Here is a 23,241-nt window from a genome sequence, read left to right on the forward strand (position 1 = left end):
GGACCTGGAATGCCGCAATTATGGCGGAGTGACCTGGTCACTCCGCCATAATTTTTTATCCGCATCCTGCGGCGGCCACAGATTATTCAGGCTTTTTTGCTAGGTTGATCGCCTGTATTGCTTCTGAGGCCCCGTCCATGTCGATCCGAGTTCGTATCCTCGCCCTGGTGGGCAGTTTTGCTGTCATGGCCCTGGCTGTCACCGTGCTGGGCCTGGCGACGCTGTCCGATTACAACCGCATGATGGGGCGGTTCGACCGCGCCTATCTCAACGCCTGGCGCGGCGAGCATCTCAATCGCCTGGTCAGCCAGGTGGTGATGGAAGCGCGCGGCCTCTACGTCGCCAATGACGCAACCGAATCAGCCGTGTTCGCCGGCAATCTCAACCGCAATCTCGACGAGATGGAAGTGTTGCTGGCAGAATGGCGCAAGGACAGCGTCGGCGCCGAAACGGCTCAGGTCGCCGACCTCAGCCGCGAAGCCGCCGCCTTTATCACCCTGCGCCGCGAACTGGCGCGGGTCGGGGGTGCCGGCGACCATGCCAGCGCGGAACGGCTGGGGGTCGCCAATCGTCCCACCCGCATCGCCTTCCAGGCCAAGGTCGAGGCCGTGGTCAAGTCGACCCACACGGAACTGACGGCTGCGCGCACCGAAGCCGATAGTTTTACCCAGCGCCGCGCCGTTGAATTCTTCGTCGCTTCACTCGCCTTCATCATCGTCATGCTGGGCCTGGCCCTTTGGGTGGTGTCGCACTTCGTCACCCGGCCGCTGCGGGCCATCGCTTCGGCCATCATCAGTACGTCGAAAGGCGACTACGCCATTCCGTTGAAGGAAACCGAAGGCAATGATGAGGTCTCCAGCGTGTGGCAGGCCCTGGCGGTGCTCAAGGAACGCGCCATCGAACACGAACGCGCCACCCAGGCTCAGCGCGAGGCGGAGCGGCGGGACGAGCTCAAGCTGCGTGAAATCTTGCTGGATTAGGGGCTTGAAGGTGGGGATCATTTGAGCTATTTATTTAGATCAAAGGAGCGATCCATGAGCCTGAACCCACAGTTTTCCGGATTCGAGGAGGCCAGCCCCGCCTTTTCCTACGATCCAGCCATGCCCCTGACGAACTTTCTGTCGCTCTACCAATCGACTCCGGCCCAGCGTGTCCGCCTGATCCGCGAGGGTGTGCCGGCTTCCGATCTGAAAAACGTCATACGGCTGATGGACTCGTCTCAGGACAAGGTTCTGGGTTACCTGCGCGTGCCGACGGCAACCGTCAACCGCAAGGCCAAGCGGGACGAAGACCTGTCGGCCGAAGACAGCGAACGCGCCATCGGCCTGTCGCACCTGATCGGCCAGGTTCAGACCATGGTCCAGCAATCCGGAAATCCCGAGGGCTTCGACGCCGCCAAATGGCTTGCGCGTTGGCTGGAAGAGCCCCTGCCCGCCCTGGGTGGCGAATGCCCGGCCACCTATCTGGACACCATGGAAGGCCAGCGCCTGATCTCCAACCTGCTGGCCCAGATGCAAAGTGGCGCCTACGCATGACCGTGTCCGTCTGGCGGATCGCCACGGACACGCCGGACTACACCGCCGATGACCTGTCGGGCGCCGGCGCCAAGACCACCGGCGGACGTTGGAATCGTCAGGGCACCCCCTTGCTCTACGCCGCGCAATCCGTCGCCTTGGCCTGCCTGGAAACCTTCGTGCATTTGCGCGGCAACAACCTGCCGTTCAACCGATACCTGGTCCGTTTCGACATACCCGATGCCGTATGGGTCCGGGCGGAACGTCTCGATCGCGACACCGCTCCGGTCGGCTGGGACGCCCTGCCCACAGGCAAGGTCAGCCTCGATTTCGGTGACGGCTGGGCCTTAAGCCGACGCAGCGCGATCCTGGTCGTCCCGTCGATCGTTGTGCCGGAAGAAAGCAATATTCTGATCAACCCCCATCACAGCGACGCCGCAAGCGTCACGGCAGTCAAGCTGAGGCGGTGGCAGTACGATTCGCGGATGCCTCTGGGGGCGCCCGGCTAAGGATCGTGCGGCGGTCGACAAATTTTCAGCCGCTTCCCTTTTCATGACCGGACGAAACCCCTATATAGGTGGTGTCCGGGCAACCGGACTATGGGGATAAACGCCCACGTAATAAGCGAACTGGACCCGGGTGCGATTCCCGGCGGCTCCACCATTCTCCCTTCGGGGATTTTCTATGGGGCCGATCAGCATCGACAGGCGTGTAAAGGTGAAGCCTTCCCTCGGTATGAGCCTCCGCGATCGGCTCATTTCTTAACTGCGAACGATAACTTCGCTCAGGAGCATGCCCTTGCTGCGTAATGCAGCGGGGATCCTCCACCTAAACTCCTAGGGAATAAGCCCTCTAGGCGGGGCCCGGCAGGCGCCTTGCAACAGAAGCCTGCCACTTTTCTCGCAAAAAAGTCCGTCGGTCTCGCGCAAGCGCGAGATGCGTTTTTGGTCGAGTCAAACACATCTCCAGAACTTTGTTTTGACGCGCATCTTTATCCAAAAAGTGCGTCACACTTTTTGGGATGCGCTTTAGGGTCAGGACGCGCGAAGTTTGGTGAAAAAGGCCTCGGTGTGATGGGTCAGTTCCTGCGACCGCGCCGCCATAGTTCGGGCCGCTTCGTCCACAGCGCCCGTCGCGACCTGGGTCTGACGCACCGCGTGGTCCAGCGTCCCCATGTGGTCGGTCAGGCTGGACGCCGACGTCGACACATGCTGAATCGACCCGGCGATTTCATTGGTTGCGGTGCTTTGCTCCTCAACCGCGGCCGCCACGGATGTCGACGAGGTTTCCACCTCGTTGATGGCGCCGACCATACCGCGGATGGCCTCGACGGCCTTGCCGTTTGAGGTTTGGATGTCCTGAATATGGCGCGCAATCTCGGTGGTTGCCCGTGCCGTCTGGCTGGCCAGGGCCTTGACCTCCGAGGCCACCACGGCAAACCCTCTGCCGGCCTCGCCCGCCCGCGCCGCCTCGATGGTAGCGTTCAGCGCCAGCAGATTGGTCTGGGCGGCAATGTCCTGGATCAGCCCGAGGATATCGCCGATCTTGTTCACCGCGACCGACAGCCGCTCGACCTCGGAACTGGAAACCTCCGCCATATGGACCACCGAGCGTATGCCGATGGAAGCACTATTGATCTGACCGCTGATCTCCTGGATCGACTTGGTCAGTTCTTCGGCCGCAGCCGCGACCGATTGCGCGTCCATCGATGAGGTGGATGCGACGTGGGACACGGTTTGCGACGTCGATTGCGCGCTGTCGGCCACCCGGCCCAATTCCTGCGACGTTGCCTGAAGTTGCGCCGAACTGGTATTGAAAATACCGATCACACCGTCGAACTGTGCGCGAAATTCGGCGATGGCCGCTTCGGTGCGCTGGCCGCGCTCGCGGATCGCCGCTTCACTGGCCGCCTGATAGGTCGATACGGCAACATCCAGATCCATTAGCACGGCCTTGTTGACGGCGGTCAGCATCCGGGTCAACCGGGCCGGCTGGAGGCGATGGGCCTTGACGATCACCTCGGTCAGGTCATCAAGGATGAATTGGTAGCCTCCGATATACCATTTCGGCTCCAGCCCGATACGATGGTGCGTCCGGCCTATGTCCAGGGCGCGATTGAAATAGGTCTCGCTGAAACCGTCGTTGAACAGGGTGTGCCAATGGCGCGTCTGCGCCGCCTTTAACCGGTCCTGACGCTCGCCAATCATGGCCGACAAACCCGGTTCACGCTGTATATGGTTATAGAATGCGGTCAGTATGCGTGGCAGGTGAGGCTCAAGCAGGGCCCAGGCCCGGCGCAACTGCGATATGTCCTCCGGCTCGATGCGGGCAAAGCGCAAACGCGCACCGAAATCGATTTCTGAAACGGACATGACGCGCCCTAACCTGAAAAATGGCCCTACAACGCTTGGTTTACGCCCCCATGGTTAACCCAAGGTTACCTCAACCAAAGGTCGTTGAAATCGCGTTTACGCAAGCGCCAAAGGCCTGTAGTATCGCTTTTTCGTGACCGGACAATTTTGCGGTTTCGTTTGCGTCACGTCGTGCTAAGTCTTATTGCGCTTGCACACACCTGTTCCGCCCGCTGTATTGCCCAAGGATATCATGACCGACGATCAGATGCCTTCCGATCTGATGGATTATGCCACCCTGACCCAGAACGCCCTTCGCGGCGTCATCCGGCAGGCATTGCAACGTGCCGCGTCGCCGCAAGGGCTGCCAGGTGAGCATCATTTCTACGTCACCTTTCTGACGCGTGGCCAGGGCGTATCCATTCCGGAAGACCTGCTGGCCCGGTACCCGTACGACATTACCATCGTGTTGCAGCACCAGTACCGCGACCTGCGCGTGGCCGACGATTTCTTCCGCGTTACCCTGACCTTTGGCGGCGCGCCCAAGGTCCTGACCGTCCCCTATGCGGCCATCACCCGGTTCCATGACCCCTTCGCCCAGTTCATGCTGGAGTTCGAAGTCGAGGACGCGACCGCCCTGACCCAGGATACGGATCCGTCCGATATGATCGACGAGGCGGATACGCTGGCGCCTGACCTGCTGTCGGTTCCGACCTCAGAAAACCAGGACTCCGAGCCGCCGGAAGACGGCCCGAAGGTGGTTTCGCTGGACCAGTTCCGCAAAAAGTAAATCCGGTTTTCCCCCAAAAAGGACGTACGTCCCGCCCCAGAATCGCCTAAGCTTATGCCTATTGGTATCGGCAGGCGTATCGGGATCTCAGACAACATGATGTGGCACGCTTTTTCGGCTGGCGGCAGGATTTCGAGTGTGGGCTCCGCCCTGGCTTTAGCCCTGATCCTGGCGGCCGGCCCCGCCGTTCCGCAGGACGCTGCGCCGACCGCGGCGGCCGCGCCGCCCACGGCAACGCCCGCCGCGGAAGCGACGCTCAAGCCCTACGTGCCGTCGTCCGCCTCGGCGTCCAGTTCCAGCGCGCCCAAGCCGAAGCCCAAACCAAAACCTGCGACGGCGACGGCCGGCAGCAGCTCCAGTGCAGCCGCCTCCCCCTCCGGGCCGAGTTATCTCCAGCCGGTCGCCGCAACGCCGGCACCGCAGCCCGTCGTCGCCGCGCCTGCGCCGGCGGCGACACCAGTGGTCGATACGGCCCCTGTTGCCCTGAACGCACCGATCAGCGCAGACGACATCGAAACCTTCACCGACTCGGTGGTCCGGGCCCTGATGCAGCGCGACCATGTGCTGGGGGCCACTGTCGCCGTCGTACAGGGCAATACGCCGCTTTTGGTCAAGGGTTACGGTTATGACCGTTTGTCGCCGGCGCGCCGGGTCGATCCCAACACCAGCATGTTCCGCGTCGGCTCGGTCACCAAGACCTTCACCTGGATCGTGGCGCGCCAGGAGATGGAGGCCGGCCGCATCGGGCTCGAGACCCCCGTCGGTCAGCACGTCCCGGCCGATGTCTTCGCCGAGCGCGGCGTCTACAAGCCCCTGACCCTGCGTAACCTGATGTCGCACACCGGCGGCTTCGAAGACACCAGCCTGGGTCATCTGTTCCAGCTCAACGGCGCCCAGCTCAGCGGCCCCGATGGTTATTTCCGCCGCCATACGCCGCGGCAGGTGCGCGCGCCGGGTGAGTTCAGCTCCTATTCCAATTTCGGCGTTGCCCTGGCGGCGACCGCGCTCAGCCAGACCGCCCAGGCCAAGGACGTGCCGTCGTTGATGGAGGCCCGCATCTTCCAGCCCCTGGGCATGGATCACACGACCCTGCGCGAGCCCTATGCCACCGGTCCGGCCGATATCCAGAACCTGCCGGCGCCGCTGGCCGCGAACCTGACCAGTGCGCTGTCGGACGGCTTCATCTGGGACGGCGCCACCTACAAGGCCCAGCCCTTCGACCACGCCATCGCCATGTCGGGCGCCCTGGGTGGATCGACCACGTCGCGCGACATGGCACGGTTGATGTCGGTGATGCTGGCCAACGGCCAGGCCGATGGCATATCGCTGTATAATGCCGACTCGGCGCGGGCCTTCCGCACGCCGCTGCTGAAGATGCCGGAAGGCTATAATGGCTGGGCGTCGGGCCTGATGGTCCGGACTTCGCCGTCAGGTCTCGTCACCTATGGCCACAGCGGTGCGACTTTATGGTTTAATTCGAACCTGGTCATCGTGCCGGAGATGAACCTGGCCATCTTCATCAGCACCAACACCCAGTCGGGCGGCGATCTGGCCGAAAGCTTCCCCGACCTGCTGCTGGACCATCTCCAGGGCGACCTGGTGCGTCCGCCGCTGATGCCGACGCAGGCCCAGGCCTACGCCGCCAACAAGCGCTATTACGACTCGCTGCGCGGGCACTATGTCTCGACCCGGCGCGCCTATGGCGGGCTGGAAGGCGCGATCACCCGGCTGATCAACACGGTCGAGGTCACTGTCGACGGTGACGGCCGCCTGATTCTGACCACAGAAGACGGCATTTCGGCCTTCGTTCCGGCCTCGGCCCAGGATTTCTTCAATCCGCAGGACAGCGAGGGCAGCGGGCCGGCAGGCAAGCTGGGCGGGCTGCACTTCCTGTTTCCCAAGGCGGGCGCCAAGGCGAAGTCGTTCGAGACTGCCAGCAACCTGATGCGCTACGAGCGCGTCGGCTGGATTCACAAGCCGGGGACGCTGCATCTTCTGACCGGGATCATGGTGGGGATTTGTATCCTGGTTTGGGTATCGGTGGTGCGGGGTATGACGCGTAACGAGCGTCCGACCGAAGCCCAGGCACGGGCCTCTCTGGTCTCGGCCGGCCTGTCGCTGGCCTGGCTGGCGGCGATATTTACGTTCAACGCATGGCAGGGCAGCCTGGCCGAAGACCCGGGCAAGCTGTTCACCCATTGGCCCAGCGGCCAGGTGCAACTGGCGTCATGGCTGGCCATCGTGGGGACGCTTGGGACGCTGTACCAGGTGGCGACCTTCTACTTCGTGGCCAATGAGACGCAGAGATTCAGTGTCAGCGAGGGCTGGGCGTTGTGGCAGAAGCTCGCGCACGGGCTGCTGCTGGGGTATTGGGTGTTTTATGCGATCGTGCTGGCGTGGTGGGGGGCGCTGATGCCGGTGTAGCGCGACCCCACTCATGGGGTTTGGGGCCTGCGGCCCCATAAAATCTTTCTTTTTTCCTTTTCTTGACCTCGCCCCCTTGAGGGCGAAGGTCAAGAAAAGGAAAAGGGAAGACTTGGGGCCACAGGCCCCAAACCCCATAAATGGGTTCAGCGCTTCAACGCATACACCTTGATCGTAATCTGCTCGCGTTCCCCCGGAAACCGCTCAACCAACAGCCGCGCCACCTGGCTGTCGTCATGGAAGACAAAGCCCTTGATGGCATCCAAGAGCGCTTTCGCCAGGTTATCCAGATCCATCCAAGGCGGGTCGCCGATATGCTCCATGCGGATGTCGACAGCGTGGTCGCCCCAGGCCGGACGTGACCCGCGCCATTCCTTGCGGAAGAACTCATAGACCAGCGGCTTGTAATACCTGCCCTGGGTCGTCAGGCCGTCGATAACGATCTCCAGCCCCTCGGCGGTTTCGCGTGCCTTGACCTTGCCCGAAGCAATCCAGCCGTCGCTCACGGCACCACCCGGCCAGCCACGGGTACGTCACACACCGAGAAATCCGCGCCGCGTTCCGCCCGTACGGCTGCGACCTTCGCCGCGAACTCGGTTCCTGCCGTATCCTCGACCTCCAGTTGCCCCCCATCCTGAACATCCGCGAGAATACGTACCGTCCGGATCGAATCCGGCGCCGCCGGCGGTTCGCCCTGCGGCAGACCTGCCAGAATATCCTTGCCCACGACCACCCGGCCGACCGGCGTAAATTCCCGGTCGATCCCCGGATATTCCCCCGTCATGAAGAACAGCTCGGCATTGGCCGAATCCCGCGCCGTATCGCGCCCCATCCCGACGACGCCGGTGCAGTAGCTGATCCAGGCCGAACGGCTGCCGTCCGGCGCCTTCGGCGTGCCCCACGAATTTTTTTCGACCGCGATATAGGGCATGGCGCCGATAAATCCGCTCTCCAGACCTTTCGGTTTCGAAATCACTGTATGCGGCGCATCCACGCCCAGCCGAAAACGAAACTCCGGCGCCAGGTTCGGCAATTCCGTCTTGCCGCCCTCGACATTGCCGACATCTATCTGGACCACAAAGTTTGGCGCCACGCGCCAGAACTGCAGGCCGTCATAGGTGCCACGCCGGGTCAGCAGCTTGATCCGCTCCACGGCCTTGGGCGCCACCTCCGGGTGCAGTTCAACGAAGATCCGCCCCTTCGCCGTATCGACGATGAGAACATTTTCCGGATCTACAGCCTTCCATTCGGTACCGGCCTGAGCCGCTCCGGCCGCCAACATCAACGCCAAAACCCCAGCCGCCGCTTTCATCATCATGCCCGATCCACGAAACTATCGATGACCTTCTTCTCGCCGCTGGTTTCAAAATCGACAAGCAGTTTGTTGCCCTCCACCTCGGTCACCCGGCCATAGCCGAACTTGACGTGGAAGACCCGCTCGCCAACCTTCAAACTCTTGCCCTCCGGCTTGGCGGCCACCGGCTGACGGTGCGGCACGGGCTTGCGCTCCAGCCGCGACATGTCGACACCGCTGAGCCGCGTGTTGTCGGGTTCGCGCTTGGTGTGGTTGGGCTGATAACCCGCCCGGTCCCAACGCGATTCCTGCGAGGTCCAGCCCGAGTTGCCGTAGCCCGTCTGCGACGCCGCCTCGACATGCTCGATCGGCAGTTCATCGACGAACCGCGACGGTATCTGGCTGGTCCAACGGCCATAGACCTGGCGGTTGGCGACAAAGCTGACCTTGGCCTGCTCGCGCGCCCGTGTCAGGCCGACATAGGCCAGCCGGCGCTCTTCTTCGAGGGACTTCAGCCCACCCTCGTCCATCGACCGCTGCGACGGAAAGATGCCCTCCTCCCAGCCCGGCAGGTAGACGACTGGAAATTCCAGCCCCTTGGCGGCGTGCAGGGTCATCAAACGCACGCTGTTGGCGCCATTGTCGCGCTCCAGGTCCATGACCAGGGCGACATGCTCCAGGAAGGCCCCGAGATTGTCGAAGGCGGCCATCGAGTCGCCCAGTTCCTTCAGGTTGTCCAGCCGCGTCTGCCCCGAGGTCTTGTCGGCGCGCTGCATGTCGTAATAGGTGCTGTCGGTCAGGACCGTATCCAGCAGCACCTCGGCCCGGCTGTCCTTGCTCATCGCCGCCCAGCGGTCGTAATCACGCAAAAACGCGATCAGCGGCGTCTTGCTGCGGCCCGGCAGTTCGTCGGTCTGGACCAGGTCGCGCACCGCGGTCATCACGCTCTGGCCCGCCAGCCGCGCCTGTTGCAGCAGTTTCTGGACCGTGGCGTCGCCGATGCCGCGTTTGGGGACATTGATGATACGCTCGAAGGCCAGGTCGTCGTCCTGGGACTGGATCAGGCGCAGATAGGCAATGGCATCGCGGATTTCGGCGCGCTCAAAGAAGCGCGGACCACCGACGACGATGTACGGGATCTGCAGCATGACGAAGCGCTCTTCGAACGCCCGCATCTGAAATGACGCCCGCACCAGGATGGCCATGTCCGCCCAGTTGCGACCGGATTTCTTCAGCTTTTCCATGTCCTCGGCGATGAACTGGGCCTCAGCGGCGCCGTCCCAGATGCCGTTGACGCGGACCTTGTCTCCCCCCTTCTGGTCGGTGAACAGGGTCTTGCCCAGGCGCGCCGAGTTGGCCTTGATCAGGCCCGAAGCCGCGCCCAGGATATGCTGGGTCGAACGGTAGTTACGCTCCAGACGAATGACCTTGGCGCCGGGATAGTCGCGTTCGAACTTCAGGATGTTGTCGACCTCAGCGCCGCGCCAGCCATAGATCGACTGGTCATCGTCACCGACGCAGCACAGGTTGCGGTTGGCATTGGTCAGCAGGCGCAGCCACAGATACTGGGCGACGTTGGTGTCCTGGTACTCGTCGACCAGCACGTATTTGAAGCGCTTGTGATAGTGCTCCAGCACATCCTGGTGCTGCGTCAGGATGGTCAGGTTGTGCAGCAACAGGTCGCCGAAATCGCAGGCATTCAGGATGCGCAGGCGGTCCTGGTACATTTGGTACAGTTTCTGGCCGCGGTTGCCGGCGAATTCGGTGCCGTCGCCCTTGACCTTGTCAGGGGACAGCCCCTTGTTTTTCCACTGGTCCAGGTGCCAGGCGAAGGACTTCGGTGTCCAGCGCTTCTGGTCGATATTCTCGCCTTCGAAGATTCCCTTGATCAGCCGGACCTGGTCGTCGTCGTCCAGGATGGTGAAACTGGACTTCAGCCCCACCAGTTCGGCATGGCGGCGCAGGATCTGGGCGGCGATCGAGTGGAAGGTGCCCAGGTTCGACAGCCCCTCCGCCGACGGCCCGATCAGACGCTGCGTGCGTTCGCGCATCTCGCGCGCCGCCTTGTTGGTGAAGGTAACGCACAGGATCTCCCACGGACGGGCCAGACCGGTCTGCAGAATATGGGCGATACGGGTGGTCAGCACGCGCGTCTTGCCTGTGCCGGCGCCGGCCAGGACCAGCACGGGGCCTTCGGTGGCGCGGATGGCGGCTTCCTGCTCGGGGTTCAGGCCGGAGAAAAGTTCAGGGCGTTCGGGCGGCCGGACGGCGGCGAGTTCGCTGATGCGGGTGGTGACAGATTCCATCGGAACAATTTAGCAACTGCCGACAGCAAGTCCAACCCCGATTATGTGATATCCGCAGAAGCGTTTATTGGCAGCCCGCATCCACCCACGACCCTTCGGCCGAGGTCAGACGGTCGGAACCGTCGAAATGTACCGTGATGTTGTAGCGCACCTGGCAGGGATCGACCTGATAGCCCTTGCCCATGGTCTTGCCGTACACGCCCAGCGACGGTTCGCCCGGTCGCGGTGCGATGATGCCGGTATTGAACAGACTGTAGCCGGCCCGGCTTAGCTGACGCTCGACATCGGCCTTGGGCGCGCCGGTGCGCAGCGGCGGGATCAGGCCGATGCTCTCCCCTTCCGCCGCAGCGGCATCGCGGATCGTCGCGGTCAGGGCGTCAATGTCGCCCTGACCGCCGACCGCAGGCGTCGTCTGGCAGGCACTCAAAATAAGCGCCGCCATTCCGAGAACCGGCCAAATTAGAGCGCTTTTAGATCCGAAGATATCGGATCGGCGCTCTAATTTCTTGTTATGACGCGCATCCCTATCCAAAAAGTGCGTCACACTTTTTGGGATGCGCTTCGAACAGGATTGCGGGAGGGTCATGACGATATCTCTGGGCAAAGAAACATGGTTTCCACCAGGAAAGGTGAAAATCATGGCCGAGATAGGGCACGCTTACCAATTACAGGACCCGGTCATAACATTGTTATGATTCGGGCCGCAAAATTCCCCGGAAATACTGTTACTCAGGCCTTCTTACGCTTGGGCCCGCCACGTCCCTGGACAAAAGCCAGGGCGGACAGACGGCAGAAGGAGGCCAGCAGACTTTCTCCCCGTTTCGAATCGAGTTCCGCAATCAAGGCCGCGAGACTGATTCGACGTTCTTTGGCGATGTTCTCCAGCACCACCCAGAACTCGGGTTCAAGGGCAACCGATGTGGCATGTCCAGCAAGGTTGACCGATCTTTTTTTAAGGCCAGGCATTTATTTTTCCTCCGGATCGTTGGTGATCCGATTGTGCAGTTTGCGCCGGTTTTGGCCGTCTCTATACGCAACTGTAACCCGTGTACTTACGCATGTTTGTGGTAATATTCGACCACATCCCCTCCTTGGTAGTTAATCTGGGGTTTTTTATTGTTCCTCGTCAACAGGTTTTTGATTTTCAACAGTTGTCGCAAGACGATGGCCGTCAATCTGTGCCATTTGACGCTCACGTTCACGAAGCTCCGCGGCACGGGCTTTGGACGAAGTGCCGAAACGAACGCGGTTTTCTGCCGCCTGTTTCGTTTTGCTTTGTTTTAGCTTGGCTTTTCGCGCCTTATTGAGATTGATAATGTCTGTCAATTCGACCTCCCGTCACACCGATTCCGGCACCTGGGGGAGCTTTGTCACCGCGCCTCACGCCGCGGAGAAACAGCAGGCCTGTGCGCCGGCGTTTCAGATAACGCCTCGCAAATGCAAGTACATGCCCTGCCATTTCATGTTTCGACTGGGCCGCCCCGCCCGTGTCCAAGCAAAAAATGCCACAACGCCCGATAGGTCGCAGTGTTCAGGCAAGTATATACCTTAAATCACGCCTCGTCCACCATTGTGCGGTATTGTCACGCGAATGGGATTGTCCGGGGACCTGCGCTTTTCGGATATTTCGTAAATAAATGAAAATTAAGATGAAGCCGTTGAACAGGTCATTATAATGCCGTCTCATCTGCAACGGATAACGTGATATGACCTTCTTGCTCAACATTCTCTGGCTGATTTTCGGCGGCTTTATTTCCGGCTGCCTGTGGCTTCTGGGCGGCGCGATTCTGGCGCTGACCGTGGTCGGCCTGCCCTGGACCATGGCGGCATGGCGAATCGCCGGGTTCGTATTCTGGCCTTTCGGACGGGAAATCGTCGACCGCGAGACCTATGACGGCGAGAAGGACCTGGGGGGCGGCTGCGTTGGCGTAGTACTCAACATCATCTGGTTCGTTTTCGCCGGTTGGTACATTGCGCTGAGCCACATTCTGGCGGCCGTCGCCGAGGCCGTGACCATCATCGGCATTCCCTTCGCCTTCAAGGACGTCCAATTGGCCGCCCTGGCCCTGGCCCCCATCGGCAAGAAGATCGTCGATAAGCCGTAAGATCGCGGCGCCCGACCTCTAAAGATGACTCCCTTTTAATTTGATTTCGCGGCGCCCAAGGGCCATTTTACGAACAAGTTCCGGAGTAAGCCATGCGTAAATACCTGATCCCCTTTGCCGCCAGCGCCGTCGCCATTGCCGTGGCCACGGGCGCCGCCGCCCAGATGCGCCTCATTTCCGATGGCCCGCAGATCGAGCTGCGCGACCTGGCGGCACGGGTCGTCGTCACGCCAGAGGATCGCAGCGACATCGACATCAAGGTGCGCTACGGCAAGGCGAAGGTGCCCGCTCTGATGGTCTCCCAGCGCGGCAATGTTACCGTGCTGAACGGTCATCTGTCGGGCGGCCGCGGTCTGGCGCATATCGAGTTCGACGAAGAAGACCTGGCCCGCGGTCAGGTGGTGATCGCCGGCATGGGCAAGGTCAAGATCGACGACCTGCCGCTGGTCTTCGTGCGCGTCCCCAACAATGCCGTCGTCAAGGACGCCGCCCTGACGGTCGGTCACGTCAAGCCCAGCCTTAGCCTGGATATGATCATGAGCGGCGGCGGCCAGTGGACGGTTGAACCGGTCGCCGGTCCGCTCAACATCATCAACAGCGGTTCGGGCGATATCAGCCTGTCGACCGCCGGTGACGCCATCATCGACAACACCGGCTCGGGCGATATCGACGTTCAGTCGGTACGCAGGCTGAAGCTGACCCAGACCGGGTCGGGCGGCTTCTCCGCCCAGAATAGTCTCGATGTCGAGATCTTCAACCAGGGTTCGGGCGATGTCCAGGTGATGAGCGCGCGCTCGGTCAAGGCCAAGATGAACGGTTCCGGCGATCTGAGCCTGGGCAATGTCATGAACGGCCTGACCCTGGTCAATACCGGCTCGAGCGACGTGTCGGTGCAAAAGATCGCGGGCCCCGTCTCGCTCAGCCTGGCCGGATCGGGCGACGTCGATATTGCCGGCGGCCACATTCCGGGCTTCGTCATGAGGGGCTCCGGCTCGGGCGACGTCGCGTTCGGCGGCATTGCCGGCACGGTAAATATCGACGCCAACGGCCCTGGCGACATCAGCATCATGAAGGCTACTGGCCCGGTGATTACCAAGGTGAATGGCTCCGGCGAAATGTACATTGGTCAATAGGAAACGGTGCCGTTTGCCGTTGGCAAATGGTTAACGGCAGTGTAGTCTTCCTTCGGTTGCCGCGGAAGCGGCTGGAAGGGGGCTTTCATGGATCAGGTGATTTCCGTATTCAACGCCATAGGCGGCGGCATCGGCAGCGTTTGGGTTGCCCTCGGCGCCCTGGCGGTGCCTGTTCTGGTCCTGCTGATCGTCATCGTCTTCATGGGTCTGAAGATCAACCAGGAATGGGAACGTGGCGTCGTCTACTTCCTGGGCCGGTACGCCTCGACCCGCGGGCCGGGCCTGTACTGGATCATCCCGTTCATCGAATATGTCAAAAGGGTCGACGTCCGCATCCTAACCGTCAAGCTGGAGACGCAGGAAACCCTTAGCCGCGACGGCGTGGCCGTGCGGGTCAATGCCGTGGTGTGGTACAAGGTCATTGACCCGGCCAAGGCGCTGAACGCTGTGTTCGATCCCTACATGGCGGTGTTGCAGGCATCGGAAACGGCTTTGCGCGACACGATCGGCCAGCATGGTCTGGACGAGTTGCTGAAACACCGTGAAATGGTCAATGCCAAGCTGATGGATATGCTGGAACGTTCGGCATCCAAGTGGGGCGTCGACATCGACACCGTCGAAATGCGCGACCTGGACATCCCTGAGCAGATGCAGCGCGCCCTCGCCCGCGAAGCCGAGGCCACCCGCGAGGCCAAGGCCCGCCTGATCAAGGCCCAGGGCGAGGCGGCAGCATCGGAAACCCTGGTGGCGGCAGCCAAGATGATCCAGAGCGCGCCGGCGGCCCTGGAACTGCGCCGGTTGCAAACATTGAGCGAAATCGGCACCGAACAGAATACGACGATCGTCCTGGCTCTTCCGATGGAAATGACTCAGGCGGCGAGCGGCCTGATCGATATGGTCAAGAACAAGACCTAAGAGCGATCGAGTCCAAGCCGTAGGGCCTAACACAGTCTGACTTAGGGCTCGTAATCCGCAGGCAAATGCGGATAGTTCAACAGTAGCCGCCGCCGCGCGTCATCCAGAATTTGGCGCGCAGTTTCAGATTTGCCTTTGGCTCGCCAGCGCGCGATCTCTTCGGCAATCTCGATCTCCCCACGCTCCAAGGCAAAGGCAGCGGCATCCATCTCCTTCATGGACGGCCCATTGTACTGGACGAGTGGGTCAATGCCCCGTTCCAGCAGCAACCTGGCTATCGGTAAGCTCCGACCAACGATAGCGGAGAAAAGTGGATTACGCACAGGGTCAGACGTGTCAAGCCGACAGTCGTTATTAAGCAGTAGTCGAACGATCTCTTCATGCCCCCCCAAGCAAGCGTCGCAAATCGCCCCACGCCCTTCACGTTTGTCGCCGACATTCGCATCGACTCCAAGCGTAAGGAGATGTTGAGCAGCCTCAATGTCTCCCTCAAAAGCAGCGTAATGCAACCAAGTCCCGCCGGCAAAAGGCGTGTAGGCCGTAATTTGCTCCGGTTCGGCCTTCAATAAATGCCGAAACGCGGAAATGTCTCGGCTTCTGATCGAGGCGGAAATCTTAGGATTGAATTGAACTTGCTGTGTCATGCTTCCCCTTGTAATCTTTACCCTTCACCATGGAAGAAGTCGTAGATCTTCTGGGCCAGGGCCGCGGAAATGCCTTCGACTTTTTGCAACTCCTCGACCCGTGCACTCGCGACTTCGCGGCCTGAACCGAACGCTGCCAGAAGCGCCCGTTTGCGCCGCGCGCCAATGCCGCCGATATCGTCCAGCGGGTTCTGCGAAATCGCCTTGTCGCGCTTCTGCCGGTTGGCGCCGATAGCATAGCGGTGCGCTTCGTCGCGCAGGCGCTGCAGATAGTACAGAACCGGCGACTTCGGCTCCATCATGAACGGCAGCCGCCCTGGCATGAAGAACCGCTCCAAGCCGGCATCGCGATCCGGCCCCTTGGCGACACCAATAATGGGAATGCCCTCCATGCCCAGTTCGGCCATCACCGCCAGCACGGCATCCAGTTGCCCCTGGCCACCGTCAACCAGAACCAAGTCCGGCTTGCCGAACGCCTTCTCGCCCTCCGGCACGTCCTTTTCCTTGATCAGCCGCATAAAGCGGCGGCGGAAGACTTCGGCCATCATGGCGTAGTCGTCGCCCGGCTTGGTATCCAGATCGCGGATGGTGAACTTGCGGTACTGGCCCTTCAGGAAGCCTTCCGGTCCAGCCACCACCATACCGCCGACAGCATGGGTGCCGCCCAGGTGCGAGTTGTCATAGACCTCGATGCGGATCGGCGGCGCCTCCAGCCCGAAAGCCTCCGCCACGCCCTGGAGCAGTTTGGACTGGGCCGAATGTTCGGCCAGTCGCCGGCCCAGGGCCGCCTTAGCGTTATTGAGGGCGTGCTGGACGATCTCGCACTTGCCCCCACGCATGGGCCGGGTGATCTGGACCTTGCGGCCGGCCTTCAGGCTCAGCGCCTCCATCATCAGGTCGGGCTCGTTCAGGTCGTGGGACACCAGGATCAGTTTCGGCACCTGGCGGTCCTGGTAGAACTGACCCAGGAAGGCGTCGAGAATGGCGCCTTCGCTATCCTCACTGTCGACACGCGGGAAATAGGCGCGGTCGCCCCAGTTCTGGCCGGCGCGGTAGAAAACGACTTGGACGCAGGCGCCGCCACCTTCGGCAAACACCGAAAAGACGTCGGCCTCCTCCTCGTTCAGATCCACCGAGGTCGACATGGCGACGTGGTTCAGCGCCCGCACCCGGTCGCGCAGATGGGCAGCACGTTCGAAGTCCATGTCGTCGGAGGCCTGCATCATCTCGGCGCTCATGCGCTCGATGACCTTGCGACTCTTGCCCCTAAGAAAGTCGTGGGCCTGGCCGACCAGACCGTTATAGTCCTCCAGCGAGACCACACCGGTGCAGGGGGCGCTGCAGCGTTTGATCTGGTGCAGCATGCACGGTCGCGTGCGCGAGGCATAGACATTGTCGGTGCAGGTGCGCAGCAGGAAGGCCTTCTGCAGGGTATCCAGCGTGTTGTTGACCGCGAAGGTCGAGGCGAACGGGCCGAAATACTCGCCCGGAATCGAATGAGCGCCGCGGTGCTTGGTGATCTGGGGCGCTTCGTGGTCCTTGCGCACCAGGATTTCGGCAAACATCTTGTCGTCGCGCAGCAGCACATTGTAGCGCGGCTTCAACGCCTTGATCAGCCGTGCTTCCAGCAGCAGCGCCTCGCCTTCCGTGTCTGTGCGGATCAGCACCATTTCGCGGGTCAGGGCGACCATGCGGGCGATGCGCTGGGTATGGAAACGGCCCTGCGCATATTGCAGCACGCGCTTCTTCAGCGACTTAGCCTTGCCAACATAGAGGACCTCGCCGTCGTCGCCCAGCATGCGGTAGACACCCGGCTTGTCGGGCGCCAGGGCCGCCTCACGACGGATCAGTTCCGCACCCTTGAGCGGTTCCTCCGGCGCTGGGCTGTCCGGTGTCGCAATGATGATCTCTTCGGTCATTTTACGTTTCTTGGCACGACTCAAACACTACCCTGTCCGCTGTCATTACGCGACAGCGGCGCGGAGACTGTAACAATTTCTGTTCACGGCGGCGTGATATTGCACTTGCGAAAATCGCTGTTTTTAGTATCCACGCTATATGCGTTTTGTATCGTCCGTTTTCCAGAGTCTGAGGCAAGCTTCGGGGTCTTTGACCGCGGCACTGACCGCCGCGGCGCCGGGATCGTCCCCGGCCGAGATCCGTTCGCTCACCGGCCTGCGCGGGCTGGCGGCATTGTACGTCGTGATCTTCCACGCCAACGGTTTCTGGAAGTTTCCTGATCCGGTGCGGCCGTTCATTCATCACGGCTATATGGCGGTCGATCTGTTCTTCATCCTCAGCGGCTTCGTCATGGCCATGACCTATGCCCACCTGTTCGAAGACGGCTTCTGCTTCAAAAAATTCAAGCACTTCCTGGTGCTGCGTTTGGTCCGTATCTATCCGCTGTTCGCGCTAATGACGGTGCTGACGGCGATCCTGATCGTCACCGTGCTGGCGCCGACCTACCGTTTCGAAGACCTGCCCCAGGCTCTCCTCCCCAACTTCACCCTGACCCAGGTGTGGGGCCTCTCCAATTCGATCGTGCCTCAGTCATGGTCGATTTCGGCCGAATGGGCTGCCTATCTGCTCTTCCCGCCAGGTTTGTGGCTGGCGCTGAAAGTATCACGTCGCTGGACCCTGCTGGGCCTGGCCGGCAGCTTTGCCGTGCTGGCTGTTATCGCCTATGGCCCCCACTGGATCGCCGAAACGCCCCTGCGCGGCCGTCACGGTCCGCTGGATATCGTAAGTTCCTACGCCCTGGGGACGACCCTGCGCTGCCTGGCCTCCTTCTACATCGGCCTGGTCGCCTGGCGGTTCAAAGACCTGATCCCGGCGCGCGCCGCCGGTGTCCTGTTCCTTCTGTCGCTGTTGCTGCTGTCGATGCGGGGCTCGGACCTGATCCTGGTCGGCGTTTTCGGCGTGCTGATCATGGCGCTGAGCCACGACACGGGCTGGGTGGCGCGGCTGATGCAGGTGCGCTGGATCTACTGGCTGGGCGGCATTTCCTACGCCCTGTACCTGATCCATGACATCGTCCAGAAGATCATCTTCCAATCCTTTCCGGGCTGGGGCCTCATTGGCGCCCTGCCGAAATGGGGCTGGGTGATCGTGTCGGTGTCGGTGTCGATAGCCCTGGCGGCACTGAGCCACTACCAGTTCGAAAAGCCGTCGCGTAGGTGGTTCCGGGCGTTTATCAAGAACCCGCCAGTGTCGAAGCCGCGCGAAGTCCTGGCCCCGGCGGAATAATTCTACTCCAGCTTATCGGCCTTATAAAGAGTCGGGAACAGCTTGATCCAGGCGCCTGTCACGATCAATGAACCGATGCCGCCGAACAAGGCCGCACCTATGGGGCCCAGGATGCGCGCCGCCACACCGCTTTCGAACTCGCCCAGTTCGTTCGACGCTCCTATGAACAGGTAGGAGACCGACGCCACCCGGCCGCGCATGTGGTCGGGCGTCACGATCTGCACCAACGTCCCCCGGACATAGACGCTGATCATATCCGCCGCGCCTAGCACGATCATGGCAAAGATCGACAGCCAGACATTGGTCGACAGGCCGAACACGATGGTCGCTACGCCGAAGATTGCCACGCCGCCGTACATCCACGGCCCCGCATGGCGGCGCAGCGGCTTGAACGACAGATAAAAAGACATGATCAGCGCGCCGATCGCCGGTGAGGCCCGCAGCAGGCCGAAAGCGATCGCCGCCGGTAGCAGGGTATCGGCCACGATGACATCGCGGATAAACACCGGCATCAGCGCCGTCGCCCCGCCCAGCAAGACCGCGAAGAGATCCAGCGAAATGGCGCCCAGAATGACCTTGTTGGTCCAGATATAGGTCCAGCCTTCCTTGATCATCTGGGTCTTGGAGGTGGTGGTCGGTTCCGGCGCGGTCTTCGTCTTGATGGTGAAGACAAGGATTGACGCCATCGTCAGCAGGACGGCGCAAAAACCAAAGGCGAAGTGCGTCGAAAAACCGATCAGTACTCCGCCCAGGGCTGGGCCGACGATAAGGCCGGTCTGAAACGCCATAGAGTTGACGGCGATCGCCTTGGGCAGGACGAATTTAGGCACCAGCATCGGCCCGATGGCCGAGCTGGCCGGGGCGCTGAAGGCGCGCAGGGCGCCTAGGACGGCGCTCAGGGCAAAGAAGCCCCAAAAGGGTGCCGCCGGCAGGAAGGAATAGGCCAGAAACGCCAGCGAAAGCAGCAGTTGCCCTAGCAGCACCAGGGTGATGATCTTTTTGCGGTCGTAGCGGTCAGCAATGATCCCGGCCGGGACCGTAAAGGCGAACAGGGTGATGAATTGGGCAAGGCCGATCAGACCAAGATATAGTGCCGATTCCAGCATGTCCGAGGTCTGCCGCGCGATGTCGTAGACCTGCCAGCCTATGGCCGCGCTCTGGGCCGAGGTCCCCAGCACACCGCACAGACGCGACAGCCAGAAGGCGCGAAAATCGGGGATCTGGAGCGGATGGCGCTGGTCCTGATCGGCATCAGGGATGGGCGGCGTATCGGTCGTCACGGCAACAGCCTTTGCACACAAATGAGTTGCGGGCACCCTATTTGAGTCTTACATCCACCGCCATGCCGAACACCGTAAAATCCGCGCCAATCGACCCCGTTGTCCTGACCCAGAACCTGATCCGCCGCGAGTCGGTGACGCCGGCCGATGCCGGCGCCATGGATGTGGTCCAGCGCGTCCTGGAAGGCTTGGGCTTCGCTTGTGAGCGGCTGAAGTTCGGCCAGATCGAAAACCTCTATGCCCGCCGCGGCACGACGGGCCCGAACCTGTGCTTTGCCGGCCATACCGACGTGGTGCCGGGCGGGGTGCGGTCTTTGTGGAAGTATGATCCGTTCGGCGCTGAAATCCACGATGGTCTGGTCATTGGCCGTGGCGCCGTCGACATGAAGGGTGGCATTGCCGCCTGGATCGCCGCCGTGTCTCGGGTCGAGGCTCCCGGCTCTCTCTCGTTCCTGATCACCGGCGACGAGGAAGGCGAGGCCAGCGACGGCACGATCCGCGTCGTCGAATGGCTGCGTGAACGTGGCGAGGTCATCGATCATTGCATCGTCGGCGAGCCGTCGTCCTCAGCGCAGTTGGGCGACATGATCAAGGTCGGCCGGCGCGGTTCGATCAACGCGACGTTTGTGGTGACCGGCAAGCAGGGACATGTCGCCTATCCGCAGCGGGCGTTGAACCCCCTGCCCGTTCTGGTCGACCTGGTGGCGGCGCTGAAGGCACGCGTGCTGGACGAAGGCCATGAGGGCTTTCCGCCGTCGAACCTCGAAATCACCACGATCGATACCGGCAATACAGCGACCAATGTCATCCCGCAGTCGGCGACGGCGCGGGTCAATATCCGCTTTAATCCCACCCATTCCGGGGCCGAGTTGAAAGCCTGGTTCGAAGGGGTGGCGGCCGAACACGCCGAAGGTTCTGGCGCGAAGATCGAAGTGCGGGTCAGCATCTCCGGCGAGGCCTTCCTGACCGAACCTGGGCCGTTCGTGGATCTGATTGCGGAGGTTATCGCGGCGCAATTCGGAATCGAAACGGATCGCTCGACGACCGGCGGAACGTCGGATGCGCGCTTTATCCGGGCGCTATGTCCGGTGGTCGAGTTCGGCCTGGTCGGCCAGACCATGCATCAGATCAATGAGTGCGTGCCGGTGACGGAATTACAGGCGTTGGCGGATGGGTACGCGGCCTTGATTGATGCCTATTTCAAGCGGTTCGCTTGAAAAACCCCTCTCCCCGTTCTTTTGCCTGCCGGCGAGGCCGGGGAGAGGTTAGGCGCGGGGCGGCGAGCCTGAGCGGCTGGGTCAGCGTCAGTGCACAATCGTCTTCGGAAAGCCCCTCACCCGATCGCGTTCACTTCGTTCCGCTCTCGTCCTCTCCCCGCAGGCGGGAAGAGGTAAATTTAGTCAGATCGAGCTGTAGGCGCCGAAATCTGGCTCGGCTTCATAGGTCACCTGCGTGAGGTATAGCCCTTCCGGCGGCGCCACCTGGCCGCAGGCGGCACGGTCTTTGGCCGCCAAAGCGTCGGCCACATCCTTAATGTCCCAGCGGCCAACGCCGGCTTCGACCAGGGTGCCCGTCATCGAGCGAACCTGGCGATGCAGAAACGAACGCGCGGCGAAGACCAGGTGGATCTCATCGCCGAAGCGCTTCACCCGCGCGATGTCCAAGGTCTTGACCGGCGATTTCGCCTGGCATTCGACATGCCGAAACGTCGTAAAGTCATGCGTCCCGACCAGGGCCTTCGCCGCCTCCGCCATCGCTTCGGCGTCCAGCGGCTTCTTGATGTGCCATACCCGGCCCATGTCCAGCGCCGGCGGCGCCCGGCGGGTCAGGATGCGGTACAGATACATCCGTCCGGTCGCCGAAAACCGTGCTGAAAAGTCGTCGTCGACCTGTTCCGCCGCGATCACCGACACCGGTTCACGCACCAGAAAGGCATTCATCGCGTCGCGCACGGTGTCCGCTTTGAACGGCTTGGCAAGGTCAAAGCTGATCACCTGCCCTGTGGCATGGACACCGGTATCCGTCCGCCCCGCCGCCGTGATGCGCAGAGTCTCGCCCGAAAAGCCCAGGATGGCGCGCTCGAGCGAAGCCTGGACGGTTGGGTGATCGCCCTGGGCCTGGAAGCCCTTATACGGGCCGCCGTCATATTCGATCAGGCAGCGATAACGCGGCATCAGATAAACCGGTCGCCCGGTTGCAACTCGGTGCCGTTAAGGAAGTCCCAGGCGTCCTGGGCCGACTTACCTTCGCGCTGCAGCCGCAGGATCTGGACCACCCCGTCGCCGGTCGCCACCTTTAGTCCACCCAGCAGCAGGGTGCCAGGTGTTTCGCCGGAATGTTCGTCGCTCAGGCGCGACATCAGCACCTTGACCCGAACCTCGCCCTTGCCGGTCGACATGGTCGTCCAGGCGCCCGGAAACGGCGACAGCCCGCGGATATGCCAGTCGAGCTCGCGCGCCGGACGGTCCCAATCGATGCGCGCCTCTTCCGGCGTGATCTTGCGGGCATAGGTGACCTCGCCGGCCTGTTCCTGTTCGTTGGCGCCGCCGCGTTCGATCGCCGCCAAAGCCACCGGCAGAAGCGAAGCGCCCAGGGTCGCCAGCTTGTCGTGCAGGGTCTGGGCGGTGTCATCGTCCGTGATTTCGACCCGGCCGGACAGGATGATCGCGCCCTCGTCCAGGCCTTCCGACATGCGCATGACTTCGACGCCGGTATGGCTGTCGCCGGCCATGATGGCGCGCTGGATCGGCGCGGCGCCGCGCCAGCGGGGCAGCAGCGAGGCATGCAGGTTGAAACAGCCGAGCGCTGGATGGTCCAGCACAGCCTTTTTCAGGATCTGGCCATAGGCAACAACGATACAGGCGTCGATGTCCAGCGCCTGGAACTCGGCAATGGCATCGGCGTCCTTCATTGATTTGGGTGTGCGAACCGGCAGGCCCAGGGACTCGGCGAAGGCGTGAACCGGCGACGGGCTCAGCACCTGGCCGCGGCCTTTCGGCGCCGGCGGCTGGGAGTAGACGCAGACAATATCGTGGCCGGCGGCGACCAGCTCGGCCAGGGCCTTCACGGCGAATTCGGGGGTGCCCATAAAGGCCAGGCGCATGGCTACTCCAATAGCTCAGAGATAATTCGTGGTGATGAGTCGAAAAGCATTGGCTATCGAGAACCGCAGCGCAGCGTACTTGAGTACGTGAGCAGTGGATCGCAGATAGACGATGTTTTGCAGACCATCAACGCGG

22 protein-coding genes and 1 other RNA gene are annotated in these 23,241 nt (G+C 61.8%); 11 read left to right on the forward strand and 12 right to left on the reverse strand.

From position 1 onward, the window contains the following. The first annotated feature begins 137 nt into the window (after positions 1–137). From ABAC460_RS46000 to ssrA, 4 genes are all read left to right on the forward strand, one after another. Positions 138–980 carry a HAMP domain-containing protein gene (locus tag ABAC460_RS46000; RefSeq protein WP_023455652.1) on the forward strand — a complete coding sequence of 281 codons (843 nt, stop codon included), beginning with the start codon at positions 138–140 and terminating at the stop codon, positions 978–980. A gap of 54 nt (positions 981–1,034) precedes the next feature. After that, the gene (parS, locus tag ABAC460_RS46005; RefSeq protein ID WP_023455653.1) at positions 1,035–1,535 is read left to right on the forward strand and encodes a type II RES/Xre toxin-antitoxin system antitoxin; all 501 of its coding nucleotides are present in this window, start codon (positions 1,035–1,037) and stop codon (positions 1,533–1,535) included. Further along, positions 1,532–2,023 (forward strand): RES family NAD+ phosphorylase, encoded by a 492-nt coding sequence (locus tag ABAC460_RS46010; RefSeq protein WP_023455654.1) that lies wholly within the window; start codon positions 1,532–1,534, stop codon positions 2,021–2,023. Before parS ends, ABAC460_RS46010 begins: the two co-directional genes overlap by 4 nt. Positions 2,024–2,057: 34 nt before the next feature. Continuing rightward, positions 2,058–2,410, forward strand: a transfer-messenger RNA (tmRNA) gene (gene ssrA / locus ABAC460_RS49250). Positions 2,411–2,548: 138 nt separating this feature from the next. Here the strand turns inward: ssrA and ABAC460_RS51155 are convergent. Continuing rightward, on the reverse strand, positions 2,549–3,886 hold the full coding sequence (locus tag ABAC460_RS51155; RefSeq protein WP_023455655.1) for a globin-coupled sensor protein: 1,338 nt from the start codon (positions 3,884–3,886) through the stop codon (positions 2,549–2,551). Positions 3,887–4,118: 232 nt separating this feature from the next. On the opposite strand from ABAC460_RS51155, the gene ABAC460_RS46020 reads away from it, so the two are divergent. Together ABAC460_RS46020 and ABAC460_RS46025 are read left to right on the forward strand one after the other, a co-directional pair. Next, a complete protein-coding gene (locus ABAC460_RS46020; RefSeq protein WP_023455656.1) occupies positions 4,119–4,655 on the forward strand; it encodes an SspB family protein in 537 nt (178 codons plus the stop codon). Between the two features lie 138 nt (positions 4,656–4,793). Beyond that, a complete protein-coding gene (locus ABAC460_RS46025) occupies positions 4,794–7,079 on the forward strand; it encodes a serine hydrolase domain-containing protein (protein WP_023455657.1) in 2,286 nt (761 codons plus the stop codon). 146 nt (positions 7,080–7,225) lie between these two features. Here the strand turns inward: ABAC460_RS46025 and ABAC460_RS46030 are convergent, their stop codons facing one another. The 6 genes from ABAC460_RS46030 to ABAC460_RS49255 form a co-directional block, all read right to left on the reverse strand. Beyond that, complete coding sequence (locus ABAC460_RS46030) at positions 7,226–7,585, reverse strand: RusA family crossover junction endodeoxyribonuclease (RefSeq protein ID WP_023455658.1); 360 nt, start codon at positions 7,583–7,585, stop codon at positions 7,226–7,228. After that, entirely contained in the window at positions 7,582–8,397 is an 816-nt protein-coding gene (locus tag ABAC460_RS46035) for a peptidylprolyl isomerase (RefSeq protein ID WP_023455659.1), read from the reverse strand. Before ABAC460_RS46035 ends, ABAC460_RS46030 begins: the two co-directional genes overlap by 4 nt. Then, entirely contained in the window at positions 8,394–10,679 is a 2,286-nt protein-coding gene (locus ABAC460_RS46040) for an ATP-dependent helicase (RefSeq protein ID WP_023455660.1), read from the reverse strand. The genes ABAC460_RS46035 and ABAC460_RS46040 overlap by 4 nt, the downstream gene beginning before the upstream one ends. A gap of 64 nt (positions 10,680–10,743) precedes the next feature. Next, positions 10,744–11,121, reverse strand: a complete 378-nt coding sequence (locus tag ABAC460_RS46045) for a hypothetical protein (RefSeq protein ID WP_023455661.1) — start codon at positions 11,119–11,121, stop codon at positions 10,744–10,746. Positions 11,122–11,408: 287 nt separating this feature from the next. After that, positions 11,409–11,645 carry a ribbon-helix-helix domain-containing protein gene (locus ABAC460_RS46050; RefSeq protein WP_023455662.1) on the reverse strand — a complete coding sequence of 79 codons (237 nt, stop codon included), beginning with the start codon at positions 11,643–11,645 and terminating at the stop codon, positions 11,409–11,411. 147 nt (positions 11,646–11,792) lie between these two features. Beyond that, positions 11,793–12,005: a DUF4169 family protein gene (locus ABAC460_RS49255; RefSeq protein ID WP_081716682.1), complete on the reverse strand. Its 213-nt coding sequence runs from the start codon at positions 12,003–12,005 to the stop codon at positions 11,793–11,795. A gap of 380 nt (positions 12,006–12,385) precedes the next feature. Between ABAC460_RS49255 and ABAC460_RS46055 the strand changes: the two genes are divergently transcribed. From ABAC460_RS46055 to ABAC460_RS46065, 3 genes are all read left to right on the forward strand, one after another. Beyond that, a complete protein-coding gene (locus tag ABAC460_RS46055; protein ID WP_023455663.1) occupies positions 12,386–12,784 on the forward strand; it encodes a YccF domain-containing protein in 399 nt (132 codons plus the stop codon). A gap of 92 nt (positions 12,785–12,876) precedes the next feature. Then, positions 12,877–13,917 carry a GIN domain-containing protein gene (locus tag ABAC460_RS46060; RefSeq protein ID WP_023455664.1) on the forward strand — a complete coding sequence of 347 codons (1,041 nt, stop codon included), beginning with the start codon at positions 12,877–12,879 and terminating at the stop codon, positions 13,915–13,917. An 87-nt stretch (positions 13,918–14,004) separates the two neighbouring features. Further along, the gene (locus tag ABAC460_RS46065) at positions 14,005–14,832 is read left to right on the forward strand and encodes a slipin family protein (protein WP_023455665.1); all 828 of its coding nucleotides are present in this window, start codon (positions 14,005–14,007) and stop codon (positions 14,830–14,832) included. A 41-nt stretch (positions 14,833–14,873) separates the two neighbouring features. Here the strand turns inward: ABAC460_RS46065 and ABAC460_RS46070 are convergent, their stop codons facing one another. Continuing rightward, complete coding sequence (locus tag ABAC460_RS46070) at positions 14,874–15,476, reverse strand: ankyrin repeat domain-containing protein (RefSeq protein WP_023455666.1); 603 nt, start codon at positions 15,474–15,476, stop codon at positions 14,874–14,876. A gap of 17 nt (positions 15,477–15,493) precedes the next feature. After that, a complete protein-coding gene (uvrC, locus tag ABAC460_RS46075) occupies positions 15,494–17,395 on the reverse strand; it encodes an excinuclease ABC subunit UvrC (protein ID WP_023455667.1) in 1,902 nt (633 codons plus the stop codon). A 190-nt stretch (positions 17,396–17,585) separates the two neighbouring features. On the opposite strand from uvrC, the gene ABAC460_RS46080 reads away from it, so the two are divergent. Continuing rightward, positions 17,586–18,722 carry an acyltransferase family protein gene (locus ABAC460_RS46080; RefSeq protein WP_023455668.1) on the forward strand — a complete coding sequence of 379 codons (1,137 nt, stop codon included), beginning with the start codon at positions 17,586–17,588 and terminating at the stop codon, positions 18,720–18,722. Positions 18,723–18,724: 2 nt separating this feature from the next. Here the strand turns inward: ABAC460_RS46080 and ABAC460_RS46085 are convergent, their stop codons facing one another. Continuing rightward, positions 18,725–20,002: an MFS transporter gene (locus ABAC460_RS46085; protein WP_023455669.1), complete on the reverse strand. Its 1,278-nt coding sequence runs from the start codon at positions 20,000–20,002 to the stop codon at positions 18,725–18,727. Positions 20,003–20,064: 62 nt separating this feature from the next. Here ABAC460_RS46085 and dapE point away from each other — a divergent pair, with 62 nt between their 5' ends. Beyond that, on the forward strand, positions 20,065–21,219 hold the full coding sequence (gene dapE / locus ABAC460_RS46090; protein ID WP_023455670.1) for a succinyl-diaminopimelate desuccinylase: 1,155 nt from the start codon (positions 20,065–20,067) through the stop codon (positions 21,217–21,219). A 183-nt stretch (positions 21,220–21,402) separates the two neighbouring features. On the opposite strand, the gene truA is transcribed toward dapE, so the two are convergent. Together truA and fmt are read right to left on the reverse strand one after the other, a co-directional pair. After that, entirely contained in the window at positions 21,403–22,176 is a 774-nt protein-coding gene (truA, locus tag ABAC460_RS46095; protein WP_023455671.1) for a tRNA pseudouridine(38-40) synthase TruA, read from the reverse strand. Next, positions 22,176–23,105 (reverse strand): methionyl-tRNA formyltransferase, encoded by a 930-nt coding sequence (gene fmt, locus ABAC460_RS46100; protein ID WP_023455672.1) that lies wholly within the window; start codon positions 23,103–23,105, stop codon positions 22,176–22,178. Before fmt ends, truA begins: the two co-directional genes overlap by 1 nt. Positions 23,106–23,241 lie beyond the last annotated feature (136 nt).

This window comes from Asticcacaulis sp. AC460 (genome assembly GCF_000495795.1).
In the GTDB taxonomy this organism is placed as follows: domain Bacteria; phylum Pseudomonadota; class Alphaproteobacteria; order Caulobacterales; family Caulobacteraceae; genus Asticcacaulis.